This is a genomic window from Shewanella sp. (genome assembly GCF_041630135.1).
Lineage (GTDB): Bacteria > Pseudomonadota > Gammaproteobacteria > Enterobacterales > Shewanellaceae > Shewanella.
Genome location: NZ_JBFKLW010000018.1, coordinates 21,687 through 43,834, shown reverse-complemented (window position 1 = coordinate 43,834; position 22,148 = coordinate 21,687). Strand labels below are relative to the sequence as shown.

Genomic DNA, 22,148 nt, shown 5'->3' with positions numbered 1-22,148 from the left:
ATCGCGATGGCCAAAGACAAGCAGACGCCACGCCCAGGCTTTGCGGTCAGCTCCGGCAGAGGGCAGGCAAGTCGCAAGGTGCGCTATGTGGAATACAGCCACACCCTTGAGGGTTGCAGCCTTTGCCGGCCCAATCCAAGCGATGGGATAAAAAATACCCCTTGCGCCGAGCAAGGGGTGAAGGGTGCCGTCCTCAATGAGGATGGGGCTGATGATTCAACTGCCGATTCGGCAAAAGCCAAAACCGCAAGCAAGGTGAACGGTAGAACGGTAGAACGGTAGAACGGTAGACGATTGTGAGGGCGACGACTCGCCCCCAACATAAGCCTCAGCCAACCAGCGCCAGTTTGCTGCGCGCTTCGCTCAGACCATTTTCGGCCGCTTCCGGGCCCATGCTCAGGGCTTCGGCGTACACAGTCTCCACATCTGTGATGCCGATAAAGCCCAGTACCGTCTTCAGATAGGGCACCACGTGGTCAGACGCTGCATCCCTGTGCATACCCCCGCGGGTCGCCACCACCAGCGCTTTCTTGCCTGTGATAAGCCCAACGGGGCCTTGTTCGGTGTAGCTGAATGTGATGCCCGCTCTGGCTACCAAATCAATCCAATTTTTCAGCTGTGTTGGAATGCTGAAATTGTACATGGGCGCAGCTATCAGCAGCTGTTCATGGGATTTCAGCTCATCAATCAGTTGATTGGACAGCGCCAGAGCCTCCGACTGACGTGCGCTCAATGAATCACCACCGCGCAGCCCCATGGCGATTTCACCATCAAGCATTGGCAGGGGCTCGGCAGCCAGATCCCGCACAGTGACCAAAACACCGTGGGCGCGTTGCGATGCAACCCATTCATCCACCAGACGACCCGATTGGGAAAAGTCACCCAGAATACTCGATTTGAGCACCAATACCTTTGTCATATAACCTCCGAAACTGGCGTTTTCGCCGCAGTTATTTAGCTGGGACAGAGTGTATTGATGTCAAAAATCGAAAAAAAGCAGATTAAATCAGACAAAAAGTTCTAAAAAATAGAAAAGCCAGTCAATGACTGGCTTTTCTTAAATGGTCAGTACCTTAGCTGCCGAAGTAGAAATTGTATTCTTCTACCAGGGTTGCAACCTCTTGATTAGCGCTCAAATCCTTAAGGAATTGTTCAGTTGTGGAGAGGATCCAGGCATGAGCGTCCTTGTCCAGGCCACCTTGTGGATTGGAATACATGTTTTGAGCCTGCGTAAAGTTCTCCCGGTATTCCATGCGGGTGATGGTTTTACCATGCACCCTGAAGTCATATGACAGCACCAAATCATTGTTGGTTACCACAGGAAGAATACCCAAGGAGCTTCCGGCCAACAATGCGGAGGTTAAACCAGCCGCAGTGCCACCAGCCGTAGGCTGCAACTTATAGCTCACCACCAAACGCAAAGGGGTACCGATGTTTTCTTTATCGATTCCTGCCAGAGATTTGGTCGCTTTCAATTTATCGAATAACGCATCACCATCAAAAGTGCTGATAAACAGCACAGGTGGCAATGCCAGCTCATCCGCTTTTACTGGCTGAATCAGGCCTGTGAGTACCACCAGGGTCAGTAAAAATCCTTTCATCGCAACATTCCTTATTGGTAACAGAGCATTTGAACCACTGATGACAAAGCCGCATCATTGCTGGTACGGATATCACCTTTCAGATTAGGTTCTACCTGGCGATATTGAATTTGATGCTTGTCGAGGAATTTAGCCACGTAGCGGGCATCCAGCGCAAAATTGACATTTTGCGGTAAGGCGCCTGACTCAATCAGTTTGGCCGCATTGAGGGTAGCCACAGTCACCCCGAGCAGCTCTCCCCCTTCAGATACCACAGGACCACCGCTGGAACCCGGCTGGATAGGTGCTGAGAACTGAAATTGCCCCACAGAACCTTTGAGCGCATTAAGAGAGCTGACATTACCCCGGGTTAAATTGGGTGATGCTGCCAGCAGCCCCTGCAAGGGGTAGCCCACATTGGTTACAGTCTCACCGAGGAAAACTTCACTGCCTTTTCGCAATGGCAGAAAGCGTTCTGTCGCTTCATTGGTGCTGACTACAGCCAGATCCAACAAAGTCGAACTGGCATCGACTGTTGCATTGAATGATTTATCACCGGCCTGAACCTTAGTCACCATACATTCACGCAGCACATGTGCCGCAGTCAGCAGTTGACCACTGTTATTGATGTAAAAACCCGTACCACTGCTGACCGGCTTTTCAAGGTTGGCCAGTATCAGAGGATTGGTATCCTTCATGGCCAGAGTTGCCGGATACATCTGGTTGTCAGGCTTAAGGCTGTTGAGCAAATCCACAATCACCAATTGGGTGGCTCTCATGGCAGCGTTATACATGCCGGAATTATCACCCACGTAACCTATGTCGGCCTTGAATGTCTTTTTGCCTTCGCGGACCGGGGTCTCGCTACCGTTAAAGATACGGTAGCTCATGGTCATTATCGCCTTGCCGGAAGCGAACTCCCATTCGGGATCTATATCCACCAGCAACCCATATTGCTTATCACTGGCGCGATCGAGCATGGCAACGTTGCTGAAGTAGGCATTAAATGCGTCACGAACGCCGTCATTCAGCGCGGCTCCCGGCTCAACCCAGACTTTCCAGTTGTCGAGATAAAAACGGCTATCCAATTTGGACTGAGGCACATAGTAAGCAACGCTCACATCCACTGGGAGAGTGATGGACTTATTTACCGCAACCCCTTTGGGCAACTTGTTTGCATTGTATTTAGTGTTGGCACAACCGGCCAAATTGGCACTGAGCAATAACGCCAGTACCAGAGATAAAAGACGCATGCTGATGTCCTTAAGATGCTGGTTAAAACAGTTACTCGTTACCGCACGACCAACTGAAAATTTTACATTTTTTTAACTTGCGGATTCTAGGTGAAAGCCGCATCCAACATCAACAACATCAGGGAAAAGTTGCAGAACTTTTTATGTGTGTGCGGGCAAACTGGCGTAAAGACCTGTGAACGTTGCGCACAAGGTGCCACTTGAAAACAGTTCCACAGTTAACGACAACTTTACCCTTCGCCCCTCTGCCAGCGCCGACAAATCTCCATCCTGCCACTGCACCCGAGCGAGGGGGGTACCCGTTACCGGCGCAAGATAACGGATCTGCGCATCGGCCAGCACAATATGGCCTTCCACACCCGCCTCACGTTGTTTAAGCCACATCATGCCCCAGCCAGTCAACGTCATCAGGGTATAGATGCTGCCGGCAAACATAGTCTGGTGCAAATTGAGGTTAGGGGGCAGAGGTGCGCTGGCTTCAAAGCAATCCGACGCATAGCGGCGCGGACATATTTGCATAAACTCACTCACTGGAATGGTTTGGTGCCAGGTGTCCTGCAGTTCCTGTAACAGGGCTTGTACTGGTGTCATGGTTTACACCTGCAAATGAAAGGTAACGGGGCCGTCGTTTAAAAGCTCAACCTTCATATCGGCAGCAAAACGACCTGTTTCCGTGGCAACACCTTGCTCTTTGCAGAAAGCAACAAACTCTTCATAGAGACGCTCAGCCTGCGCTGGCGTGCCCGCGCCGGAAAAACTGGGTCTCAGCCCCCTACCCGTATCGGCAGCCAGGGTAAACTGAGAAACCACCAACAACTTGCCTCCGACCTGAGACACATTGAGATTCATCTTGCCATGTTCATCAGAAAAAACGCGGTAGTTCATGACTTTATGTGCCAACTTTTCCAGCTTGGCTCTGTCATCCTGCTGCTCAACCCCCAGCAATACCAACAGCCCCTGCTCAATGGCACCGGTAATTTCACCATCCACGGTGACACTGGCACGACTCACTCTTTGTATCAACGCTATCACTGATTAACCCTTGCCTGTCGGAAATTCCGGCGATTGTGCCACAGCAATACCGGATCCCCCAACACTCAGGTGCAGGCCATGCCAGACCGATAGCATCCAATTACCGCCTTTTACAACCGCCTGATGCATGCGGCTATCAGCAAGAGAATGATAACCACCACTTATCACCATTAATTCGATGTCGGCATGTTCAGGTTTTATCAACGCCGGCACGCGCTCCAGCACCTGTAACGGGCATACCCAATCACATTCTCCCTGCAAAATGCGGGTAGGACATGCAGGTATTTGCAGGGCATTTTGCAACATGCTATCGGCGTCAAAGTATCCGTTTCGGGCGTAGTGCAATTCAATCATTGCCAACACCCTCGAGCGCCAATCTACGGCGCCGGGGATTCTGCTGCCAGGAAACGCCAGCGCAGACTCCCAATCCAGCCATCGACGGAATGCTTTCTCGGCGATACTTTGCTGGGGGTGACCGAAAGCCTGATCAAAGTATTCAAACAACAAAGGCAACCAACCTTTGATAGGAATGGCTCTGCTGAAATCTTCATATTCATTACCGAAAAGCCGGGCTGCACCGGCAGGACCATACAGCCAGGCCATTCCCTCCAGTGACGGAATAAAAAGCCCCCAGTAGCATTGAGCAACAACCCGCTGCGGATGCATACCCGTGTAAATAAGCCCCAAGGTTGCACCAAAGGAGCCTCCGGCAAGACACCAGGCTTCTATTTGCAGGGTTTCACGCACCTGCTCCAGGTCGGCGAGTAACAAGGCCAGGGTATTGTTGGACAGCGCCCCTCTGGGACGTGAAAGTCCCGCACCACGCTGGTCAAGCAGCAAGATGCGCCAATGGCGCGAATCAAATAGCCTGGCATCCTCAGGGCTGCAACCTGCGCCGGGACCTCCGTGCAGGTACAAGAGTGGCACACCGTTGGGATTGCCGTACTCAGCCAGATGCAGGCTGTGGCCGTTTGCCACCTCAATCCAGCGGCTGCCAATCAGCGGCGGTGAGAACTTGTCGTTGAACGGCATCAGACAGCGTCCTGCGCCCTGCTATTGGATTCGACACCTTTGGAAATGGTAGCCGCTGTCTCCGGCGTTGCAGTCGGCGCTGTAGCCATGCCAGCACACATCTGAGCGCCTGACCCGTCGCTGGTTGCACTCTCGGCACTGGTGGCTCTGGCGCTCTCTCCACGGTCGTCGCCGACATCAGGGGTCGCGTCATTCCCGCTGTCATCATAATCGAGATACTCCGGCAGCGCGGAGGCGATCACGGCACCAAACAGCACTATGGTCCAGGAGAGATACACCCAGACAAAGAGGATGGGAATGGTCGCCAGGGTACCGTAAATGGCCTCATAACTCGGAAAGGTGGTGACATAGAGAGCGAAACCACGCTTACCCGCCTCAAACAACAGGGCTGCCACCAGGGCGCCCAGCAGCGCATGGAGAAATTTCACCTTCTGATTGGGTACCGCCATATACAGCAGCAAAAATGCTGCAACAGAAAACAACAGTGGCAGCTTCTCTATCAGCATGGGCACCACTCCATACACATCGGCATCACTGAGCACCTTGAGTGACACAACGTAGGAGGTTACGGCAATACTCGCCCCCATCAGTACCGGACCTAAAGTGAGTACCATCCAATACATGGAAAAAGCCACCATAAAACGGCGTTTTTCGCGGGTACGCCAAATGGCATTGAGTGCTTTGTCGATGGCGGATATCAACATAATGGCCACAACCACCAAAAAGCCGATACCTACCGCAGTACCCTTGGAGGCATTTTTCACAAACTCATTGATATAGGCCTGCACCGTATCACCGGCGGCCGGGATCATATTTTCGTAGACAAAGGTTTCTATGGTGCCGCGAATGCCCTGAAACACCGGAAATGCCGATAATACCGACATGGTAACCGCAACCATGGGCACCAAAGACAACAGGGTTACATAGGTCAGATGACCGGCACGGACATTGATCTGGTCTTCTCTGAGCCGGGAAATCAGGTGCAAAACAAAACGCCACACACCCAGAAAGAAACCCTTTATCAGTAGTACATCTATCTTATTTCTCACTGTTTTTCTCTTGCCGCGAGCGACCTTGACGGTTTATGTTCGTACAATAAAGCGTACAATACGTGCTTTACAAGTTTAATAAAGGAGCAACTCTATGTCACAACAGGGATCAGCGGGCAATGTACTCGCTGCAGGGGTGAATTTGTTCTTCCCGGGACTGGGACAGCTGTTGCAAGGGCGTATTCTGGCTGCCTTGCTATTCTTTCTGATTACCGTGGGTGGGTATGCGCTGTGGTGGCTGGTTGTTCCCGCCATTATCGGAGGTATTGCACACCTTTGGTCCATTATTGATGCCGCAAAATTCAAAGCGGAGTAAATGATAAGGAAAGCGAAATGAAACAGTTTTTCACTCTGGCGCTTCTTGGTACCAGCTTACTGCTTGGCGGTTGCCAAAGTGCCTATTATGGTGCGATGGAAAAAGTGGGTTATCACAAACGCGATATCATGGTTGACCGGGTAAAGGATGCCAAAGAATCGCAGGAAGAAGCTCAACAGCAGTTCAGTTCTGCCCTGGAAGAAATGAAAGCGCTGCTTAATCACGATGGCGGCGATCTCGAGAAGGCCTACAACAAGGCAAAAGATGAATATGAGTCGGCACAGACAGCCGCCGACGATGTATCCAATCGCATCGACAAAGTCGAAGACGTCGCCGAAGCCCTGTTCGATGAGTGGCAAGCGGAAATCGGTGAAATCAGCAAAGCCAGCCTGCGCTCAAAAAGCCAAACCAAGCTGAAAGAAACCCGCCGCAACTATGAATCACTCATCCGCAGCATGCGCCGGGCAGAAAGCAAAATGCCACCGATACTCACCTCAATGAAAGATAACATGCTGTATTTGAAGCATAATCTAAATGCACAAACCATAGGCGCCATTAAGGGTGAGTTTGCCAGCCTGCAAACGGATATTTCTGGGCTTATTAAAGAGATGAATCGCTCTATTGCCGAGTCCAACAAGTTTATTGCCGCCATGGAGGCGAGTCAGTAACCCAAGCGGCCCTTAAGGGCCGTTTTTTCAACTTGCTTTGAGTGACTGAGTGCTGGCTTTCTTCTGTTCTCGCTTACTTTAATACATGGCCAGAACGGCGTGATGCAATTATTGCCAGTGGCTTAAATGAGATTTAAAACCATAGTTTAACACTGCCACATTGATACCAATGTGGCCCCTGCGGTCACCATTCATTCGTGACACGCCGGTCGGTTTCTATGTAACATATTTATAAACACCGCTTTATACCTTACTCTACTCCATCAGGCCGCTTGCGAACCCTCTGTATTTCCTGAAGCTGTGTTACGGTTATTTTTCACTCAAGAGACTTGTTAATGACGATGGTTGAAGCTGGGTTAATCAGGACAAAGGTGGCAGCCATTATCTTTGGCCTGGTGTATTTATCGCTGGCTTATTTTACGGTTGAATACCTTCAGCAAAGCTATCAGCGCGATCTTGAGGACGAGCGCTCTCGCGGTTTATCACAGCAGTTAGCCCTTATTCGTGCCAATATTGAGGCCGGTGTTAACTCAGAAGTATTTCTGGCTGACAGCCTGGCCACACTTATCAGTTTTAACGCTGACTCAACTTTCGAGCAGTGGGAACAGGTTGCCGAGCAGCTGACCAATAAAACCGAACACATACGTAACATCGCTGTTGCGCCCAATGACATAGTCACATTTGTGTATCCGATGCATGAAAATGAACGCGTCATTGGCACAGATTTTCGTGACCATCCAAATCAATGGCAAACGGTGCAGGAGGCCAGAATCGCACAGCGCATCATCATTGCAGGGCCATTGGAATTGGTTCAGGGTGGCACCGCCATTATTGCCCGGGTACCCATTTTTTCGGACGCCCCCCGAAACAGCCAATATTGGGGCACATGCAGCATTGTATTGGACGTTATGAATTTATTCCGGCATGCCGGTGTCTATGACCTTCCTGATTACGTCAATATTGCCATGCGAGGACGTGATGGCACCGGTGCCAGTGGTGAAGTTTTCTATGGGGAGCCCAGTGTTTTTGACGACCCGCTGCTGACAGAAACCGTACATCTGGTCAATGGCACCTGGCAAATAGGGCTCTCGCTGAAAGGGGCTGCGGCATCGAACTGGACCAAGGAAAATTTGCCACGCCTGGCCGGATACCCGGTCGCCCTGAGCCTGTTGATAAGCTTTATGCTGGTATTGAATGCTTATCGATTGGCTCGCCAGATATCGATGCAGGATGTACTGACCAAACTGCCAAACAGGCGCCATGCAATGCTGATCCTGGACCAATTGTCCACCAAAGGTGCTGAATCTCAATTCAGTATTATTAACATCGACCTGAACAGATTTAAGCAGGTTAACGATACCTATGGACATTCAACAGGAGATGCCCTGCTGGTCGAAGTGGCCAGGCGTATGCAAAGCACACTGCGAAGTTCAGATACCGTCGCCAGGCTCGGTGGGGACGAGTTTTTACTCATACTTCCACGGGTAAGTAACCAACAACAAGACAAAATAGTGGCCAAATTATCAACCCAAGTCTGTGGCACTCCGTTTGAATATCAGGGTATTTCTATCGAAATCAGTCTCAGTATGGGGGTCGCATGTTACCCCGCCGACGCCAACACTGTTTCTGATTTGCTGCACCATGCAGATCAGGCCATGTACAACGACAAGCAAAAGTATAAGCAGGCCAGGGCAACTCAATGAGATGGCTTGCGCTAATACTGTTTTTATTGCCGGTAACAGGCAGTGCTGCAGAAGTCACGCGGGTCACCTATATTGATGCGACCAGCCTTAAACTCAATCCAAACAACAGCTATTTCGGGTTACTTTTAAAACTCGCACTGGAAAAATCGAGCGCCGAATATGGTCCTTACGAGTTGAAATCTCTCGATATTGAGATCTCCCAAAAACGGCACTTGAGAGAACTCGAAAAAGGCACCATCGACGTGTTCTGGACTATGACCAGCTACAGCAGGGAGGCTGAAGCAAGAGTGATTCGGATCCCATTAACCAAAGGCATGTACGGTATCAGACTGCTGGCAATCAACCAGGATGACAAAGACAAATTCGCAAATATTAGTAGCCTGAAAGAGTTGGCTAATTTGAACGCCATTCAGGGACGCGATTGGCCTGACACCCAGGTACTCAGACTGAATCGTTTGGAAGTAAATACCAATATTGCCGAATCCGATCTGTACCCTTTTCTGGCTCAGCACACCAATAATTACTTTCCACGCGGTGTAACAGAAATCTTTGCCGAAACCGACAGCAGATCAGTTTCTGCGGTTGCTGTTGAAAGTCATCTGATGCTGGTCTATCCGGCTGCCATGTATTTTTTCGTTGCCCGTAACAACGAAGCCCTGGCGCAACGGCTCGAATTCGGATTGAAACAGGCCCAGGCGGACGGCAGCTTCGATGAACTCTTTTATGGTTTTCCCCCTCACAGGGAAGCATTTGAGCGGGCAAACTTTGGCAAGCGCCGCATCTGGCATCTTGACAACCCTCTGCTGCCCCGAACATCAAATGCACAGGATATCAGCAATATGCAGCGTGAAGTGATAGAGCGCTTCTCTGGCAAACAATAACCTGCGACACAGCCATACTTGCCAAAAGTGCCCTTAAAGGGTGGCAAACAGGGAGGCTGTTAAAGAAAAAACCCCGGCAAGCCGGGGTTTTTTAATCACGCGATGTGGTCAGAATTAATCACCCTGACGGCTGGCGCGCTTACGATCGTTCTCGGTCAGATGCTTCTTACGCACGCGGATGCTCTGCGGCGTCACTTCTACCAGTTCGTCGTCATCAATGAACTCCAGCGCCTGTTCCAGAGTCATCTGGATGTGCGGAGTCAGCACCTGAGCTTCGTCGGTACCAGAGGCACGCATGTTGGTCAGCTGCTTGCCCTTGAGGCAGTTAACAGTCAGGTCGTTTGAACGGCTGTGGATACCAATAACCTGGCCTTCGTAAACTTCGGCGGCGTGGCCAATCATCAGACGACCACGGTCCTGCAGACCGAACAGGGCGAAGGTCAGCGCCTTACCGGTGGCGTTGGAGATCAGTACACCGTTGTTACGCTGACCTATGTCACCACCCTTGAATGGACCATAGTGGTCGAAGGTGTGGTACAAAAGACCGGTACCAGAGGTCGCAGTCATAAACTCAGTCTGGAAACCAATCAGGCCACGGCTTGGGATAACGAAGTCGATACGTACACGACCCTTGCCATCCAGCTGCATGTCTTTCATGTCAGCCTTACGGGTACCCAGCTTCTCGATCACAGTGCCCTGATGATCTTCTTCCACGTCAACGGTCAGGGTTTCGAACGGCTCGCACTTCTCACCGTCGATCTCCTTGATGATGACTTCCGGACGGGATACCGCCAGTTCGTAACCTTCACGGCGCATGTTTTCAATCAGGATAGACAGGTGCAGTTCACCACGGCCAGACACGCGGAAACGGTCAGGGCTGTCGGTTTCTTCTACACGCAGGGCCACGTTGTGAACCAGTTCCTGTTGCAGACGCTCAAGGATGTTACGTGAAGTCACGTACTTACCTTCTTTACCGGCAAACGGAGAGGTGTTTACCTGGAAGGTCATGGTCAGGGTTGGCTCATCCACAGACAGCGGAGGCAGTGCCTCAACGTTGCCCACGGCGCAGATGGTGTCAGAAATTTTCAGCTCGCCCAGACCGGTGATAGCAACTATGTCACCGGCATTGGCGCTGGCCACTTCGTGACGTTCCAGACCCATGTAACCCAGTACCTGGCCGATTTTGCCGTTACGGGTTTTACCGTCGGCACCGACAACAGTTACCTGCTGGTTGGTCTTTACGCTACCGCGCTTGATACGGCCTACACCGATAACGCCCACGTAGCTGTTGTAGTCCAGCTGAGAGATCTGCATCTGGAACGCGCCTTCGGCGTCAGCATCCGGAGGAGATACTTTCTCAACGATGGTCTGGAACAGCGGGGTCATGTCTTCGCTGGGCTCATCAGGATCCAGAGTGGCAAAGCCATTCAGGGCCGAGGCGTAAACGATTGGGAAGTCCAGCTGTTCGTCGGTGGCGCCCAGGTTGTCGAACAGGTCAAATACCTGGTCGATTACCCAATCAGGGCGGGCACCCGGACGGTCAATTTTGTTGATAACCACAATGGGCTTGAGGCCCTGGGCAAACGCCTTTTTGGTCACGAAGCGGGTCTGTGGCATTGGGCCGTCAACGGCGTCAACCAGCAGCAATACAGAGTCCACCATAGACAGAACACGCTCTACTTCACCACCGAAGTCGGCGTGGCCGGGGGTGTCTACGATGTTGATACGGTAATCATTCCACTTGATGGCAGTGTTTTTCGCCAGAATGGTGATGCCACGTTCTTTTTCCAGATCGTTGGAGTCCATCACGCGCTCAGTGGCTTCGCCGCGGCTTTCAAGGGTGCCTGACTGGGAGAGCAGCTTGTCAACCAGAGTGGTTTTACCATGGTCAACGTGAGCAATAATGGCGATGTTACGCAAATTTTCTAACACGGTTAGCCTCTTACCATCTTGTTTCAGTGTGCATTGCCCCAATGTTGTTACGCCTCGGGGCGGCCGGGCTGTCGCCGGCAGGGCGCAGGAATATGCCGTTTTACTGAACTATTCCCAGACCCTTGCGTTAAAAAGCGTGCCATTCTACTCTAGCAGCGTCCTCACGGACAGGATTATTTTTTGGCCGTTTAGGAGTGTCTGACCTTGCCCGGCTGCACCACTTTACTGCACAGCATCAGTGCAAGCACCACAATAGTGCATTGGTTGCACCACAATAGTGCAGAACTCAAAATATTCCGCCTAAAAATTCCTCTCAGATTCTTTTATATCAATGACTTAAAATGTTGGCACATTACTGGCTTTATCTGTGCCACGTTTCGATGCAGCCGTGAAATCCGTTGCAGCGACAAACAAATTATTGAATAAGGGCTCACCCTTTACCCTACCCGGAGACTCGAACATGTCAGTTGAAAATGTGTTGAAGCAGTTGAAAGACCTGGAAGTGAAATTCGTGGATCTGCGCTTTACCGATACCAAGGGTAAAGAACAGCACGTGTCTATCCCTACTCACCAGGTTGACGCCGATTTCTTTGAAGACGGTAAAATGTTCGACGGTTCCTCCATCGCTGGCTGGAAAGGCATCAACGAATCAGACATGGTGTTGATGCCAGACCCAAGCACTTTCGTGCTGGATCCTTTCACCGAAGAAACCACAGCGCTGATCCGCTGTGACATCCTCGAACCCGCCACCATGAGCGGCTACAACCGTGACCCACGCTCTATCGCCAAAAAAGCAGAAGAGTACCTGTGCTCCACCGGCATCGCCGACACTGTGTTGGTAGGTCCAGAGCCAGAATTCTTCCTGTTTGACGACGTACGTTTCGGCACCGATATGAGCGGTACCTTCGTGAAAATCGACGCCAAAGAAGCCGCCTGGAACTCAGGCACCAGCTACGAAGAAGGCAACACCGGTCACCGTCCATTCGTGAAAGGCGGTTACTTCCCGGTTGCTCCGGTTGACTCTTCTCAGGATCTGCGCTCTGCCATGTGTCTGGTACTGGAAGAAATGGGTCAGGTAGTTGAAGCTCACCACCACGAAGTGGCCACTGCCGGTCAGAACGAAATCGCTACCCGTTTCAACACCCTGACCAAGAAAGCCGACGAAATTCAGATCCTGAAGTACGTGGTGCACAACATGGCTCACGCCTACGGCAAGACTGCCACCTTCATGCCCAAGCCAATCGTTGGCGACAACGGCTCTGGTATGCACGTTCACCAGTCTCTGGCCAAAGATGGCGTAAACCTGTTTGCCGGCGACAAGTACGGCGGACTGTCTGAAACTGCCCTGTACTATATCGGCGGTATCATCAAGCACGCCCGCGCCCTGAACGCTTTCACCAACCCAAGCACCAACTCTTACAAGCGTCTGGTTCCACACTTTGAAGCCCCGGTAATGCTGGCTTACTCTGCCCGTAACCGCTCTGCTTCAATCCGTATCCCAGTGGTTCCAAGCCCTAAAGGCCGTCGTATCGAGACCCGCTTCCCAGATCCGACTGCTAACCCATACCTGGCCTTTGCTGCACTGCTGATGGCCGGTCTGGACGGTATCCAGAACAAGATCCACCCTGGCGATGCCATGGACAAAGACCTGTACGATCTGCCAGCTGAAGAAGCGGCAGAGATCCCACAGGTTGCCGAGTCTCTGGACGTGGCGCTGGCTGCCCTGGATGCTGACCGTGAGTTCCTGACCAAGGGCGGTGTATTCTGCAACGACTTTATCGATTCCTACATCAGCCTCAAGAAGGCTGAGGCTGAGCGTGTAAACCGCACTACTCACCCACTGGAATTCGAACTCTATTACAGCCTGTAATACCCTACAGGACGCCGGGTAACCGGTGAAAAAGAAAAACGCCCCGGATTTAATCCGGGGCGTTTATTTTTGGGTACAGGTTAAGACAGCTAATCAGTAGAGCACCCAGCGGATAGCTAGAGACAAGCCCTCACACATTCAATGAAGCGCCCAATATCGCCGGCGTCATTATACAGGTGGGGCGACACCCTGAGCCCATAACGGCGTTTATCCACACTGATGCTGGCTTCAGCAAGCCCTGCCATTACCACATCATTCTTATCGCCAAAATCAAGAATCGCGGTACCACTGCGGCATTCTGTTGCAAAGTCATTCGCACCATATTGGTGCAACCCATCATAAAGCCTTGAAACTAAAGCCTGGTTATGTGCTCTAACCTGTTCGCTGCCAAGTGCGGCAAACCAGTCGATACTGTGAGACGCCAGTACAAAAGGCGCCACCGAGGGAGTTCCCCCCCAGAACTTCAGCGCCGTTGGATGGCTTTTGAAGTGATGAATATCAAATTCAAACGGGTTTTCATGGGAGAACCAGCCCACATCCACAGGCTCACACTCGCTAATGCGCTTGGGGTTTACCCACAGATAAGCCGCACCCGGACCGCCGCAAAGCCACTTAACCGACGAGCCAATCATAAAATCAGGGCAAAGCGTCGCAAGTGATAAAGGCACCACTCCTGCCGACTGTGCCACATCTACCAGAGTCATCACTCCAAGCTCACGGCAATAAGGCACCAACTCAGTTACAGGTGCCAGCGCTCCCAGATTGGAAAAAGCATGGCTGATAAACACCAGATCCAGTCCGGCATTAATATGCTGCTGCCATACATTGGCATCGGTGATATCCGCCCCCTGGGGGATAAAACTCAGCTTTGCCTCGGGCAGCGCTTTTTGCAGTGCAAAGCCCATGGATGGGAAGTCTTCCTCACACATCAGCACCCTGGCGCCGGAACGACCAAGGCGTGGATGCGACATCAGCAGCTTGGTCAGCGCCGATGACAAGTTGGTCTGAGGGCAAAAATCGTCTTTGTGGCCATCAAACAGGCTTGCCAGCGCCGAGCGAAAACGGTCAATACCGCCAAGCCAATCTCCCCAGGGTTCACGCCCACTGGCACACCAGGGTTGCCAGAAGTCCCGCTCAAAACCTTCCCTGGCGACCTTGATTGGTCTGCCAACCGAGTGGTTCAAAAGATAGCTGCCATCCGGCAAATAAAACTGCGATTTGTAATCCATGGCTTAATCCAGGCTGGCCTTAAGGCAGGCAATGTCATTCCATGCGGTGCGGATATCGCTGCGCCTGATGGCGGCTCGGCGGTCCCTGAGCTTCTCCAGCGCCCCAATCAGCACATGCAGCGGCGGGCCACTGGCGGTGACCTTGGCCATATGCTGCTGCTCCATATTGACTGAAGGCTCGGATATATATTTTTTTACCAACTGATCATGATGCTGGATAGCGGTTTGGCCGTGCAGCTCACATACCTCGAGGAACAGCCGCACATTCTCCTGATACCAGGCGTCCTTGTGGCTGCCCGTGGCTCGCAGGAAATGCTCCATCAAACTGGTGCGGCGCATGCAGTCACGCAGAATCGCCTGATCTTCCGGCATCATGTACAGGAACTTATCCACCAGCATCTGCGAGTAGGACTGCTCATTGGCATGGCACAGACCCAGCAGCATATCGATAACGTTGATACCGGCAAAATCACCGGCATTGGCACCACGATACACCTGACTGCCCACGCGGTACGGCTTGTAATAAGGTCTCACACAGTAAAAGAAACGGTCGGTATCCAGCTCATGGAACAGGGTCGAATTGGAATCCATTACATCCTGCAATGCCTGGCGGGCCACCTTGAGCAGATCCGCAGTGATGGGATGGGACACTCCCAACGGCAGGATTTTCAGCAGCGCGTCGGCGGCTCGCTTATAGGCCAGAATACCCTTGGTGTTGTAATCCACAAATAAGCGCTCGTCATCCAAGTCAGTAAAGCGCTTGTACTTGCCGCCGCGGGCCATATTGTGGGTGGTGAGGTGAGCCGTGGCGAAGCGCGGTGTCACGCCAATGGAAGCACCAATGTGCATAGCCAGCGCCGAAGCCTCCACCAGTGGCGAATGGGTTTCCCGCGAAGGCTCAGTAATTTCATGGCGCCGACAGGCCGCCATATACAACCCTACGTTGCCCAGCAGGTCGAAGGCCGCATCAAAACCTTCATCGGTGTTACCTTCTTCCAGCAACGCTGCGATATGCCTGCGGCCTTCACTTTCCAGTTGCTGTTTAAGGTCTTCGCCAACCCCCTGTACATTGGCGCGATCGGTCTGCAACCAGTAAAGGGCTTCAAGCTGATTATTCAATTCAACAAAACGGGTTCTCAGCCATTCATCAAAGGCTTCCACGTTCAGCGTCATGTGCTTCATTGTTATCTTTCTCCAGACACTTTCTATGCTGCAAAAGGTACAGCCACAGTTGCGAACAGCCTAGCACAGGGGCAGGAGGTTTTTTCACCAAACCCAAGGGACAAAGCTGCCACATTGAGCGATACTCGACAGCAACAGGCAAAAAATTGTTGAAAATAACCAAAAATGACTGCACTCGATAAGAAAGACAGCGCCATCCTCGCCGCTCTGCAACAACAGGGTCGCCAGAGTGTGACCGAGCTTGCTGCCTCAGTGGGCCTGTCAGACACCCCCTGCCTGCGGCGTATCCGCCGTTTGGAACAGGAAGGCTACATCACCGGCTACAGCGCCCAACTCGACCATCGCAAAGCTGGTTTTGATGTCATTGTTTACGCGTCGCTGAGGCTATCGGAAAACTCCGACAAGGCCGCCGAGCGCTTCGAAACAGCCGTTGCCCTGCTGCCGGAAGTGATGGAGTGTTCGGTAATCACAGGCAGCCACGATTACCTGCTCAAAATCGTGGCAAGGGATCTTTTAGCCTACGAACGATTTGTTAAAAAATCGCTCGGAGGCCTACCCGGCATCGCTGGGATAGAGTCGACTCTGGTACTTAAACAAACCTTCAGCCGCACAGCATTGCCATTGGAGTGACACTTGAGCTGAAATATAAAATCCCCTAGGCTGGGATCTCCCGGGCAAGCCATCAGTATGAAGGCTACTGTTCATAAAGGATTTCACAAAGGATTGATGATGCACTGCAGCGCCTGTAAACGCGGAAGCCTGGTTCCCACCCGGCTCGACGACCTCTTTAACGCCCACCGTTGCAATCATTGCGGCGGTCACTGGGTACTTATCGATGATTTTGTTTCCTGGAAAGCCCTGCACCCGGATACCGAATTTGCCCCGGTCACCGCTATTGAAGAAAGCGAAGACAGCCCCATGGCGCTGTTTTGCCCCATGAGCCACACCCTGATGCGCAAACTAAAAATCAGCACAGACACAGACCACAGGCTCGACTACAGCGCCGCTGTGGGCGGTGTCTGGCTCGACAAAGGCGAATGGCCACTGCTCAAATCCATGGGGCTCGCCAGTTGTCTTAACCTGCTGGTCACTCAGGAATGGCAAAATCGATTACGCCAAAGCCAGACCCAGCATAATTTCGCCGAGCACTATCGCAACAAGTTTGGTGACGACACCTACGCCGAACTCAAACGGATTCGGGCCTGGCTAAGTGCTCAGCCCAACAAGGTCGAATTGAAACAGTACCTGTTGACGGACGACCCCTACAGCGCCAGCCGCTGAAGTCGCCCAGAAACTGCAAAAGGAGTTACTGATGTCGCTGTTTTTGATGAGTGATACCCGGGCCCCTGGGGTACAGGGCAAGCTTAAACAATGGCTTGCCGGCATTGGGTCCAGCCCCAGCGTCGGCTATCTCGCCTCAAGTGCCGACCCTACCCGGGAGTACTTCGCCCCCGTGGTCGAGTTGTATGACAGTCTGGGGGCTGAAATCATAGCCTTTGCTGAGCCCATTCACGGCCCCGACTGTGAACTCTACGATCCGCTGTTCGAGTGTGACATCATTCATCTGTGCGGCGGCAACACCTTTGAATACCTGCACCATCTTGGTGCAAGCGGTCTAATCTCCCGTTTGCAGGCCTTTGTGGAAGCGGGTGGACATCTTGTTGGTGTCAGTGCCGGCGCGATTCTGATGACACCGGATATCGCCACGGCAGCCTATTGCGGCGACGAAGCAGTAGTACCATTCCAGGTAACCAAAGGACTGGATCTGGTGCCCTTTCACCTGCTGGTTCACGTGACCGACAAGGATGCCATGGCACAGCGGCTGGAGGTCGACGGCCTGCCCGGCAACCTGTACCTGATGGATGATAACGACGTTATCGAAGTGGCGGATGGTGAAATCACTGAAACAGGCAATCCGATAAGACTACAACCTAAATAAAGCAGCGGTAAGCCTCTGGCTTGTCCGTTTTTCTAACTGTATTTGGCTGCATCCGCAAGAGCTGAAACTCATCCATCAGCTAACAGATTTGATGCTGTGTGCCTGACAGCGACTGGGGAGGCAGCGACTCAGGCCATCAATCCGCCAGTGATGCAGATGAACACTGTGATTAAGCTGAAAGCAATTTGCCCCCTCGCGGGTCTGATGCAGTGATCCTGACTCTAATTCCGCCCGTATCATCAGCAGCGCCTTTACAGGCATTCATGCTTCCTGAGGGACAAGACACGCAATGGAACCTTTTACCGCTCTGCCTACGCCAAGCCTTAACGGCACAGACATCCACAGCAAACGCGCTGAAATCAAAGCCTATTTCCAAAACAGCTGGGCTCAGTATCAATCCCTGTTTGCGCTGATTTCCAACGACGATGCCTATTTTAAAAAGGCCGAGCCACTGCGCCATCCACTGATTTTCTACTTCGGCCACACCGCCACCTTTTTTATCAATAAGCTCAAGTTGGGCAAATACATAGACGAGCGTATTAACGACCATTTCGAGTCCATGTTTGCCATTGGCGTGGATGAAATGTCATGGGATGACCTGAACGACGCCCATTACGACTGGCCGCAGGTGGATGAGGTGCGCACTTACCGCAATGCGGTGCGTGCCCTGATTGAAAGTCTTATCGACACCATGCCGCTGGAACTGCCCATCGGCCAAAGCAGCCTGGCCTGGGCCATATTGATGGGCATTGAACACGAGCGCATTCACCTCGAAACCTCCTCGGTAATTATCCGCCAGTTGCCCCTTGAAGATCTGACGCCTTCAATGCAGTGGCCCGAGTGTCGGGATTATGGCGAGGCGCCCGATAACCCGCTGATACAGGTCAAAGGCGGTGATATCAGCCTTGGCAAAGCCGATGAAGATCTATCCTACGGCTGGGATAACGAATACGGCCGTAGCCATCACCACATCAGCGATTTTCGCGCCAGCGAAAAACTGGTGTCCAACGGCGAGTTTATGGCCTTTGTTAAGGCCGGTGGCTACAAGGAGCCAAAGTGGTGGAGCGACGAAGGCAACGCCTGGCGTGAATACACCAACGCCAATATGCCGCGCTTTTGGCGCCACATTGACGGCCGCTGGTATCAGCGCAACCTCTGCAGTGAAATCCCGCTGCCACTCAATTGGCCGGTGGAAGTAAACCAGCTGGAAGCCAAGGCGTTTTGTAACTGGAAGGCGGCGACTACTGAGCGCAGTATCCGTCTGCCCACCGAGGCGCAGTGGTATTGGCTAAGGCGCGAGCTTGAAGGCGATATGACCGCCATAGGCACAGCCCCTGCATGGCGCGAAGTGCCGGGTAACCTTAATCTGACCCACTACGCCTCTTCCTGCCCGGTGAACCGCTTCCGTCAGGGGCGATTTTTCGACCTGGCGGGCAATGTGTGGCAATGGACGGAAACACCAATCGACGGCTTCCCGGGCTTTGCAGTGCACCCGCTGTATGATGACTTCTCCACCCCGACCTTTGATGGCAAGCACAACCTCATCAAGGGCGGTAGCTGGATTTCCACCGGCAACGAAGCCATCGCCGCCTCGCGCTATGCGTTTCGCCGTCACTTCTATCAACATGCCGGCTTCCGCTACGTGGAGTCCAGCCAATCACCGGATGAGGGCGTGAAGGTGAATGTGTATGAAACAGATGAACTGATCTCCCAGTATCTGGAATTCCATTACGGCCGCGAGTACTTCGGCGTGGCCAACTTCTGCGTCAAAGGTGTGCAGGAAGCGCTGGCCGAAATAAACCTTGAGCGCCACGCCAGGGCACTCGACATCGGCTGCTCCGTGGGCCGGGCCAGTTTTGAGCTGGCGCGCTATTTTGATGCCGTGGATGCCGTCGATTTCTCCGCCCGTTTTATCCAGCAGGCCTATGCCCTAAAAGAGCAGGGCGAGAAACGCTACACCATTCGCACCGAAGGCGAGCTGGTGGAATACCGCACCGCCTCGCTCGTAAGCCTCGGCTACAACGAGGTGAAGCACAAAATCGACTTCCTGCAGGGTGATGCCCTTAACTTAAAACCGCGCTTCAGCGGCTATGATTTGGTGTACGCCTCCAACCTTATCGACAGACTGAATGAGCCCAAGGCCTTCCTTGAGCAAATTCACAGCCGCATCAATGCAGGGGGGTATCTGGTGATTGCCTCACCTTACACCTGGCTTGAAGACTACACACCGAAGGCCAATTGGCTTGGCGGTATCAAGGTGAACGGTGAAAACTTTACCACCCTCGATGGCCTGACAGAGACATTGATCCCGCACTTCGAACTGGTGGCGGTAAAGGAAGTGCCCTTCGTCATTCGCGAGACAAAACGTAAGTTCCAGCACAGCCTGTCGGAGATGAGTATCTGGCGCAAACGCCTGTAAGTTTCTGCAGATAGACAAACGCCCGCAATTGCGGGCGTTTTTATTAGGGAAGGTGCGAACAAGTCGTCGCACAGCTCTGGCTTTGATACCAGCGACAGTTCAAGGCATTCAACTGAGGGCATGCCGGGGTCTGCTGAAGTTGAATAACGCCGAAATGGTGTTGCTATCAAAGCCCCGCAGGGCGCGGCTTAAAGCGGTATCTGCTACGTTACAGTTCTTGCGAAGGACTAGGGCCATTCGCTGCAAACTGTGCCTTGCATCTATCCACTTTAAGCACACGCAGAGCAAGCACGGGACTTATTCGCACCTTCCCTAGCTTACGTAGCCTACAGACCGTAGGTGTAGCTTGCCTGCAGACCCAGCGGGAAGCCCAGGGTCCAGTAGAGCAGCAGGAAGGCGGTCCAGCCCACCAGGAATACCACCGAGAACGGCAGCATCATGGCAATCAGGGTGCCAATGCCGGTGTTTTTCACATACTTCTGGCAATACACCACCACCAGCGGGAAGTAAGGCATCAGTGGGGTGATGATGTTAGAGCCTGAGTCGCCCACCCGGTAGGCCGCCTGGGTCAGGTCGGGGGAGATATTGAGCTGCATCAGCATGGGCACAAAAATCGGCCCCAGCAGCGCCCACTTGGCCGAGCTTGAACCCACAAACAGGTTCACAAAGGCGGTGAGGAAAATAATGCCGACAATGGTCACCGCACTTGGCAGCGCCAATGCCTTAAGCACCTCAGCCCCTTCAATGGCCAGCAAAGCCCCCAGATTGGACTGGCTGAAAGCGGCAATAAAGAGCGCGCAGAAGAAGGCCATCACGATGTAATAGGCCATGCTGCCCATGGACTTGGACATGGCATCTATCATGTCCTTGCTCTTTTTGAAGGTGCCCACATAGAAGCCGTACACGGCGCCGGGGATCCAAAACAGCAGGAAAATCAGCGGCACTATCGACTGCATCAGGGGGGCGCTGAAGTCAGACAAATTACCACTCTTGGCTCTTAACGGAGAATCCGCCGGACTTGCCGCCAGATACAGGAGCACCAGTCCAGCCACCATCACGGCGACCGCCAGCAAAAAGCCCCGCTTCTCGCGCGGACCTGCCTCGTCAAACCTCGGCAGGTTGGAGGTATCACCATCAATTGGGGTATTCGCCAGACGCGGCTCAATCACCTTGTCGGTGAGATACCAGCCCAGCAGCACAATCAGCAGGCTCGATGCCGAGGCAAAAAACCAGTTATTCAGTGGGTTGATGGCGATTTCCGGGTCGATGATTTGCGCCGCGCTCTGGGTAAAGCTTTGCAGCAGGGGATCCAGCCCCGAGGGCACAAAGTTGGCACCAAAGCCGCCGGAGACTCCGGCAAAGGCCGCGGCAATGCCCGCCAGTGGATGACGCCCCATGGCGTAAAAAATCACTCCGGCAAGTGGGATAACCAGCACATAGCCAGCATCCGTGGCGGTGTGGCTGACGATGGCAATCAGAATAATAGACGGGGTGAGCAGCCTGGCCGGCGTCACCTTCAGCATCATTTTCAGGCCGGTATTGATAAAGCCCGAATGTTCGGCCACGCCCACGCCGAGCATGGCCACCAGCACCACCCCCAGCGGCGCAAAGGAGGTGAAGGTTTTCACCATATTGGCGAGGAAGCCCGCCAGCGAATCACCGGTCAGCAGGTTATGCACCACAATGGCTTCGCCGGTGCGGGGGTCAATGGCGCTGAACTCAAAGCGGGAAAACAGCGCCGACAAAAGCCAAATCAGCATCATGGCCATTAAAAATATCACCGCCGGATCCGGCAGCTTATTGCCTGCCTTTTCGATGCCATTTAAAAATTTGCTTAACAGACCCCCACCGTTGGCGGCGCTCGTTGTGTTCATGCCCTTGCTCCCCTGCTTTATTGTTTTATGAAACCAGCCATCCTATGCCACGGCGATGAATTACAACTTAAGGAATGATCAGCGGATACACAAGCCACACAGCCAGAGTAAGGGGCCACAAATTTTTTCATTGGCTCCCGTGCTGCTTCATCTTTATATTCGTAAAAAACAACTAGCAGGAGTCAACTC

General features: G+C 52.7%; 21 protein-coding genes. 10 read left to right on the top strand and 11 right to left on the bottom strand.

Annotated features, from left to right (window positions below):
• Positions 1 to 6 precede the first annotated feature (6 nt).
• On the top strand, positions 7 to 282 hold the full coding sequence (locus ABYK60_RS07020) for a hypothetical protein (RefSeq protein WP_372871251.1): 276 nt from the start codon (positions 7 to 9) through the stop codon (positions 280 to 282).
• A 46-nt stretch (positions 283 to 328) separates the two neighbouring features.
• On the opposite strand, the gene ABYK60_RS07015 is transcribed toward ABYK60_RS07020, so the two are convergent.
• From ABYK60_RS07015 to ABYK60_RS06985, 7 genes are all read right to left on the bottom strand, one after another.
• Positions 329 to 919: an FMN-dependent NADH-azoreductase gene (locus ABYK60_RS07015; protein WP_372871250.1), complete on the bottom strand. Its 591-nt coding sequence runs from the start codon at positions 917 to 919 to the stop codon at positions 329 to 331.
• 154 nt (positions 920 to 1,073) lie between these two features.
• Positions 1,074 to 1,601 (bottom strand): hypothetical protein, encoded by a 528-nt coding sequence (locus ABYK60_RS07010; protein ID WP_372871249.1) that lies wholly within the window; start codon positions 1,599 to 1,601, stop codon positions 1,074 to 1,076.
• Between the two features lie 11 nt (positions 1,602 to 1,612).
• On the bottom strand, positions 1,613 to 2,833 hold the full coding sequence (locus ABYK60_RS07005; RefSeq protein WP_372871248.1) for a serine protease: 1,221 nt from the start codon (positions 2,831 to 2,833) through the stop codon (positions 1,613 to 1,615).
• A gap of 141 nt (positions 2,834 to 2,974) precedes the next feature.
• Positions 2,975 to 3,424, bottom strand: coding sequence for a thioesterase domain-containing protein (locus ABYK60_RS07000; protein WP_372871247.1), 450 nt, complete (start codon positions 3,422 to 3,424; stop codon positions 2,975 to 2,977).
• A 3-nt stretch (positions 3,425 to 3,427) separates the two neighbouring features.
• Positions 3,428 to 3,865: a D-aminoacyl-tRNA deacylase gene (gene dtd / locus ABYK60_RS06995; protein ID WP_372871246.1), complete on the bottom strand. Its 438-nt coding sequence runs from the start codon at positions 3,863 to 3,865 to the stop codon at positions 3,428 to 3,430.
• A 3-nt stretch (positions 3,866 to 3,868) separates the two neighbouring features.
• The gene (locus ABYK60_RS06990; RefSeq protein WP_372871245.1) at positions 3,869 to 4,897 is read right to left on the bottom strand and encodes an alpha/beta fold hydrolase; all 1,029 of its coding nucleotides are present in this window, start codon (positions 4,895 to 4,897) and stop codon (positions 3,869 to 3,871) included.
• A complete protein-coding gene (locus ABYK60_RS06985) occupies positions 4,897 to 5,946 on the bottom strand; it encodes a virulence factor BrkB family protein (RefSeq protein ID WP_372871244.1) in 1,050 nt (349 codons plus the stop codon). The genes ABYK60_RS06990 and ABYK60_RS06985 overlap by 1 nt, the downstream gene beginning before the upstream one ends.
• 94 nt (positions 5,947 to 6,040) lie before the next feature.
• Between ABYK60_RS06985 and ABYK60_RS06980 the strand changes: the two genes are divergently transcribed.
• From ABYK60_RS06980 to ABYK60_RS06965, 4 genes are all read left to right on the top strand, one after another.
• Complete coding sequence (locus tag ABYK60_RS06980; RefSeq protein ID WP_372871243.1) at positions 6,041 to 6,262, top strand: hypothetical protein; 222 nt, start codon at positions 6,041 to 6,043, stop codon at positions 6,260 to 6,262.
• Positions 6,263 to 6,279: 17 nt separating this feature from the next.
• On the top strand, positions 6,280 to 6,930 hold the full coding sequence (locus ABYK60_RS06975; RefSeq protein ID WP_372871242.1) for a DUF2959 domain-containing protein: 651 nt from the start codon (positions 6,280 to 6,282) through the stop codon (positions 6,928 to 6,930).
• Between the two features lie 371 nt (positions 6,931 to 7,301).
• Complete coding sequence (locus tag ABYK60_RS06970; protein WP_372871241.1) at positions 7,302 to 8,633, top strand: diguanylate cyclase domain-containing protein; 1,332 nt, start codon at positions 7,302 to 7,304, stop codon at positions 8,631 to 8,633.
• Complete coding sequence (locus tag ABYK60_RS06965; RefSeq protein ID WP_372871240.1) at positions 8,630 to 9,514, top strand: hypothetical protein; 885 nt, start codon at positions 8,630 to 8,632, stop codon at positions 9,512 to 9,514. The genes ABYK60_RS06970 and ABYK60_RS06965 overlap by 4 nt, the downstream gene beginning before the upstream one ends.
• A 114-nt stretch (positions 9,515 to 9,628) precedes the next feature.
• Here ABYK60_RS06965 and typA read toward each other — a convergent pair whose 3' ends face one another.
• Positions 9,629 to 11,446, bottom strand: a complete 1,818-nt coding sequence (typA, locus tag ABYK60_RS06960; protein WP_372871239.1) for a translational GTPase TypA — start codon at positions 11,444 to 11,446, stop codon at positions 9,629 to 9,631.
• A gap of 460 nt (positions 11,447 to 11,906) precedes the next feature.
• Here typA and glnA point away from each other — a divergent pair, with 460 nt between their 5' ends.
• A complete protein-coding gene (gene glnA, locus ABYK60_RS06955) occupies positions 11,907 to 13,316 on the top strand; it encodes a glutamate--ammonia ligase (RefSeq protein ID WP_372871238.1) in 1,410 nt (469 codons plus the stop codon).
• Between the two features lie 116 nt (positions 13,317 to 13,432).
• Here glnA and ABYK60_RS06950 read toward each other — a convergent pair whose 3' ends face one another.
• Positions 13,433 to 14,545 carry an aminotransferase class V-fold PLP-dependent enzyme gene (locus ABYK60_RS06950; RefSeq protein WP_372871237.1) on the bottom strand — a complete coding sequence of 371 codons (1,113 nt, stop codon included), beginning with the start codon at positions 14,543 to 14,545 and terminating at the stop codon, positions 13,433 to 13,435.
• 3 nt (positions 14,546 to 14,548) lie between these two features.
• On the bottom strand, positions 14,549 to 15,727 hold the full coding sequence (locus tag ABYK60_RS06945) for a monodechloroaminopyrrolnitrin synthase PrnB family protein (RefSeq protein ID WP_372871236.1): 1,179 nt from the start codon (positions 15,725 to 15,727) through the stop codon (positions 14,549 to 14,551).
• 165 nt (positions 15,728 to 15,892) lie between these two features.
• Between ABYK60_RS06945 and ABYK60_RS06940 the strand changes: the two genes are divergently transcribed.
• The 4 genes from ABYK60_RS06940 (at position 15,893) to ovoA (ending at position 20,085) form a co-directional block, all read left to right on the top strand.
• Positions 15,893 to 16,357: an Lrp/AsnC family transcriptional regulator gene (locus ABYK60_RS06940; RefSeq protein ID WP_372871235.1), complete on the top strand. Its 465-nt coding sequence runs from the start codon at positions 15,893 to 15,895 to the stop codon at positions 16,355 to 16,357.
• A gap of 57 nt (positions 16,358 to 16,414) precedes the next feature.
• Positions 16,415 to 17,008, top strand: a complete 594-nt coding sequence (locus ABYK60_RS06935; RefSeq protein ID WP_372871234.1) for a zf-TFIIB domain-containing protein — start codon at positions 16,415 to 16,417, stop codon at positions 17,006 to 17,008.
• 31 nt (positions 17,009 to 17,039) lie between these two features.
• On the top strand, positions 17,040 to 17,666 hold the full coding sequence (locus ABYK60_RS06930; RefSeq protein WP_372871233.1) for a Type 1 glutamine amidotransferase-like domain-containing protein: 627 nt from the start codon (positions 17,040 to 17,042) through the stop codon (positions 17,664 to 17,666).
• A 289-nt stretch (positions 17,667 to 17,955) separates the two neighbouring features.
• Positions 17,956 to 20,085: a 5-histidylcysteine sulfoxide synthase gene (ovoA, locus tag ABYK60_RS06925; RefSeq protein ID WP_372871232.1), complete on the top strand. Its 2,130-nt coding sequence runs from the start codon at positions 17,956 to 17,958 to the stop codon at positions 20,083 to 20,085.
• 326 nt (positions 20,086 to 20,411) lie between these two features.
• Here the strand turns inward: ovoA and ABYK60_RS06920 are convergent, their stop codons facing one another.
• Positions 20,412 to 21,959 (bottom strand): AbgT family transporter, encoded by a 1,548-nt coding sequence (locus tag ABYK60_RS06920; protein ID WP_372871230.1) that lies wholly within the window; start codon positions 21,957 to 21,959, stop codon positions 20,412 to 20,414.
• Positions 21,960 to 22,148: the final 189 nt, after the last annotated feature.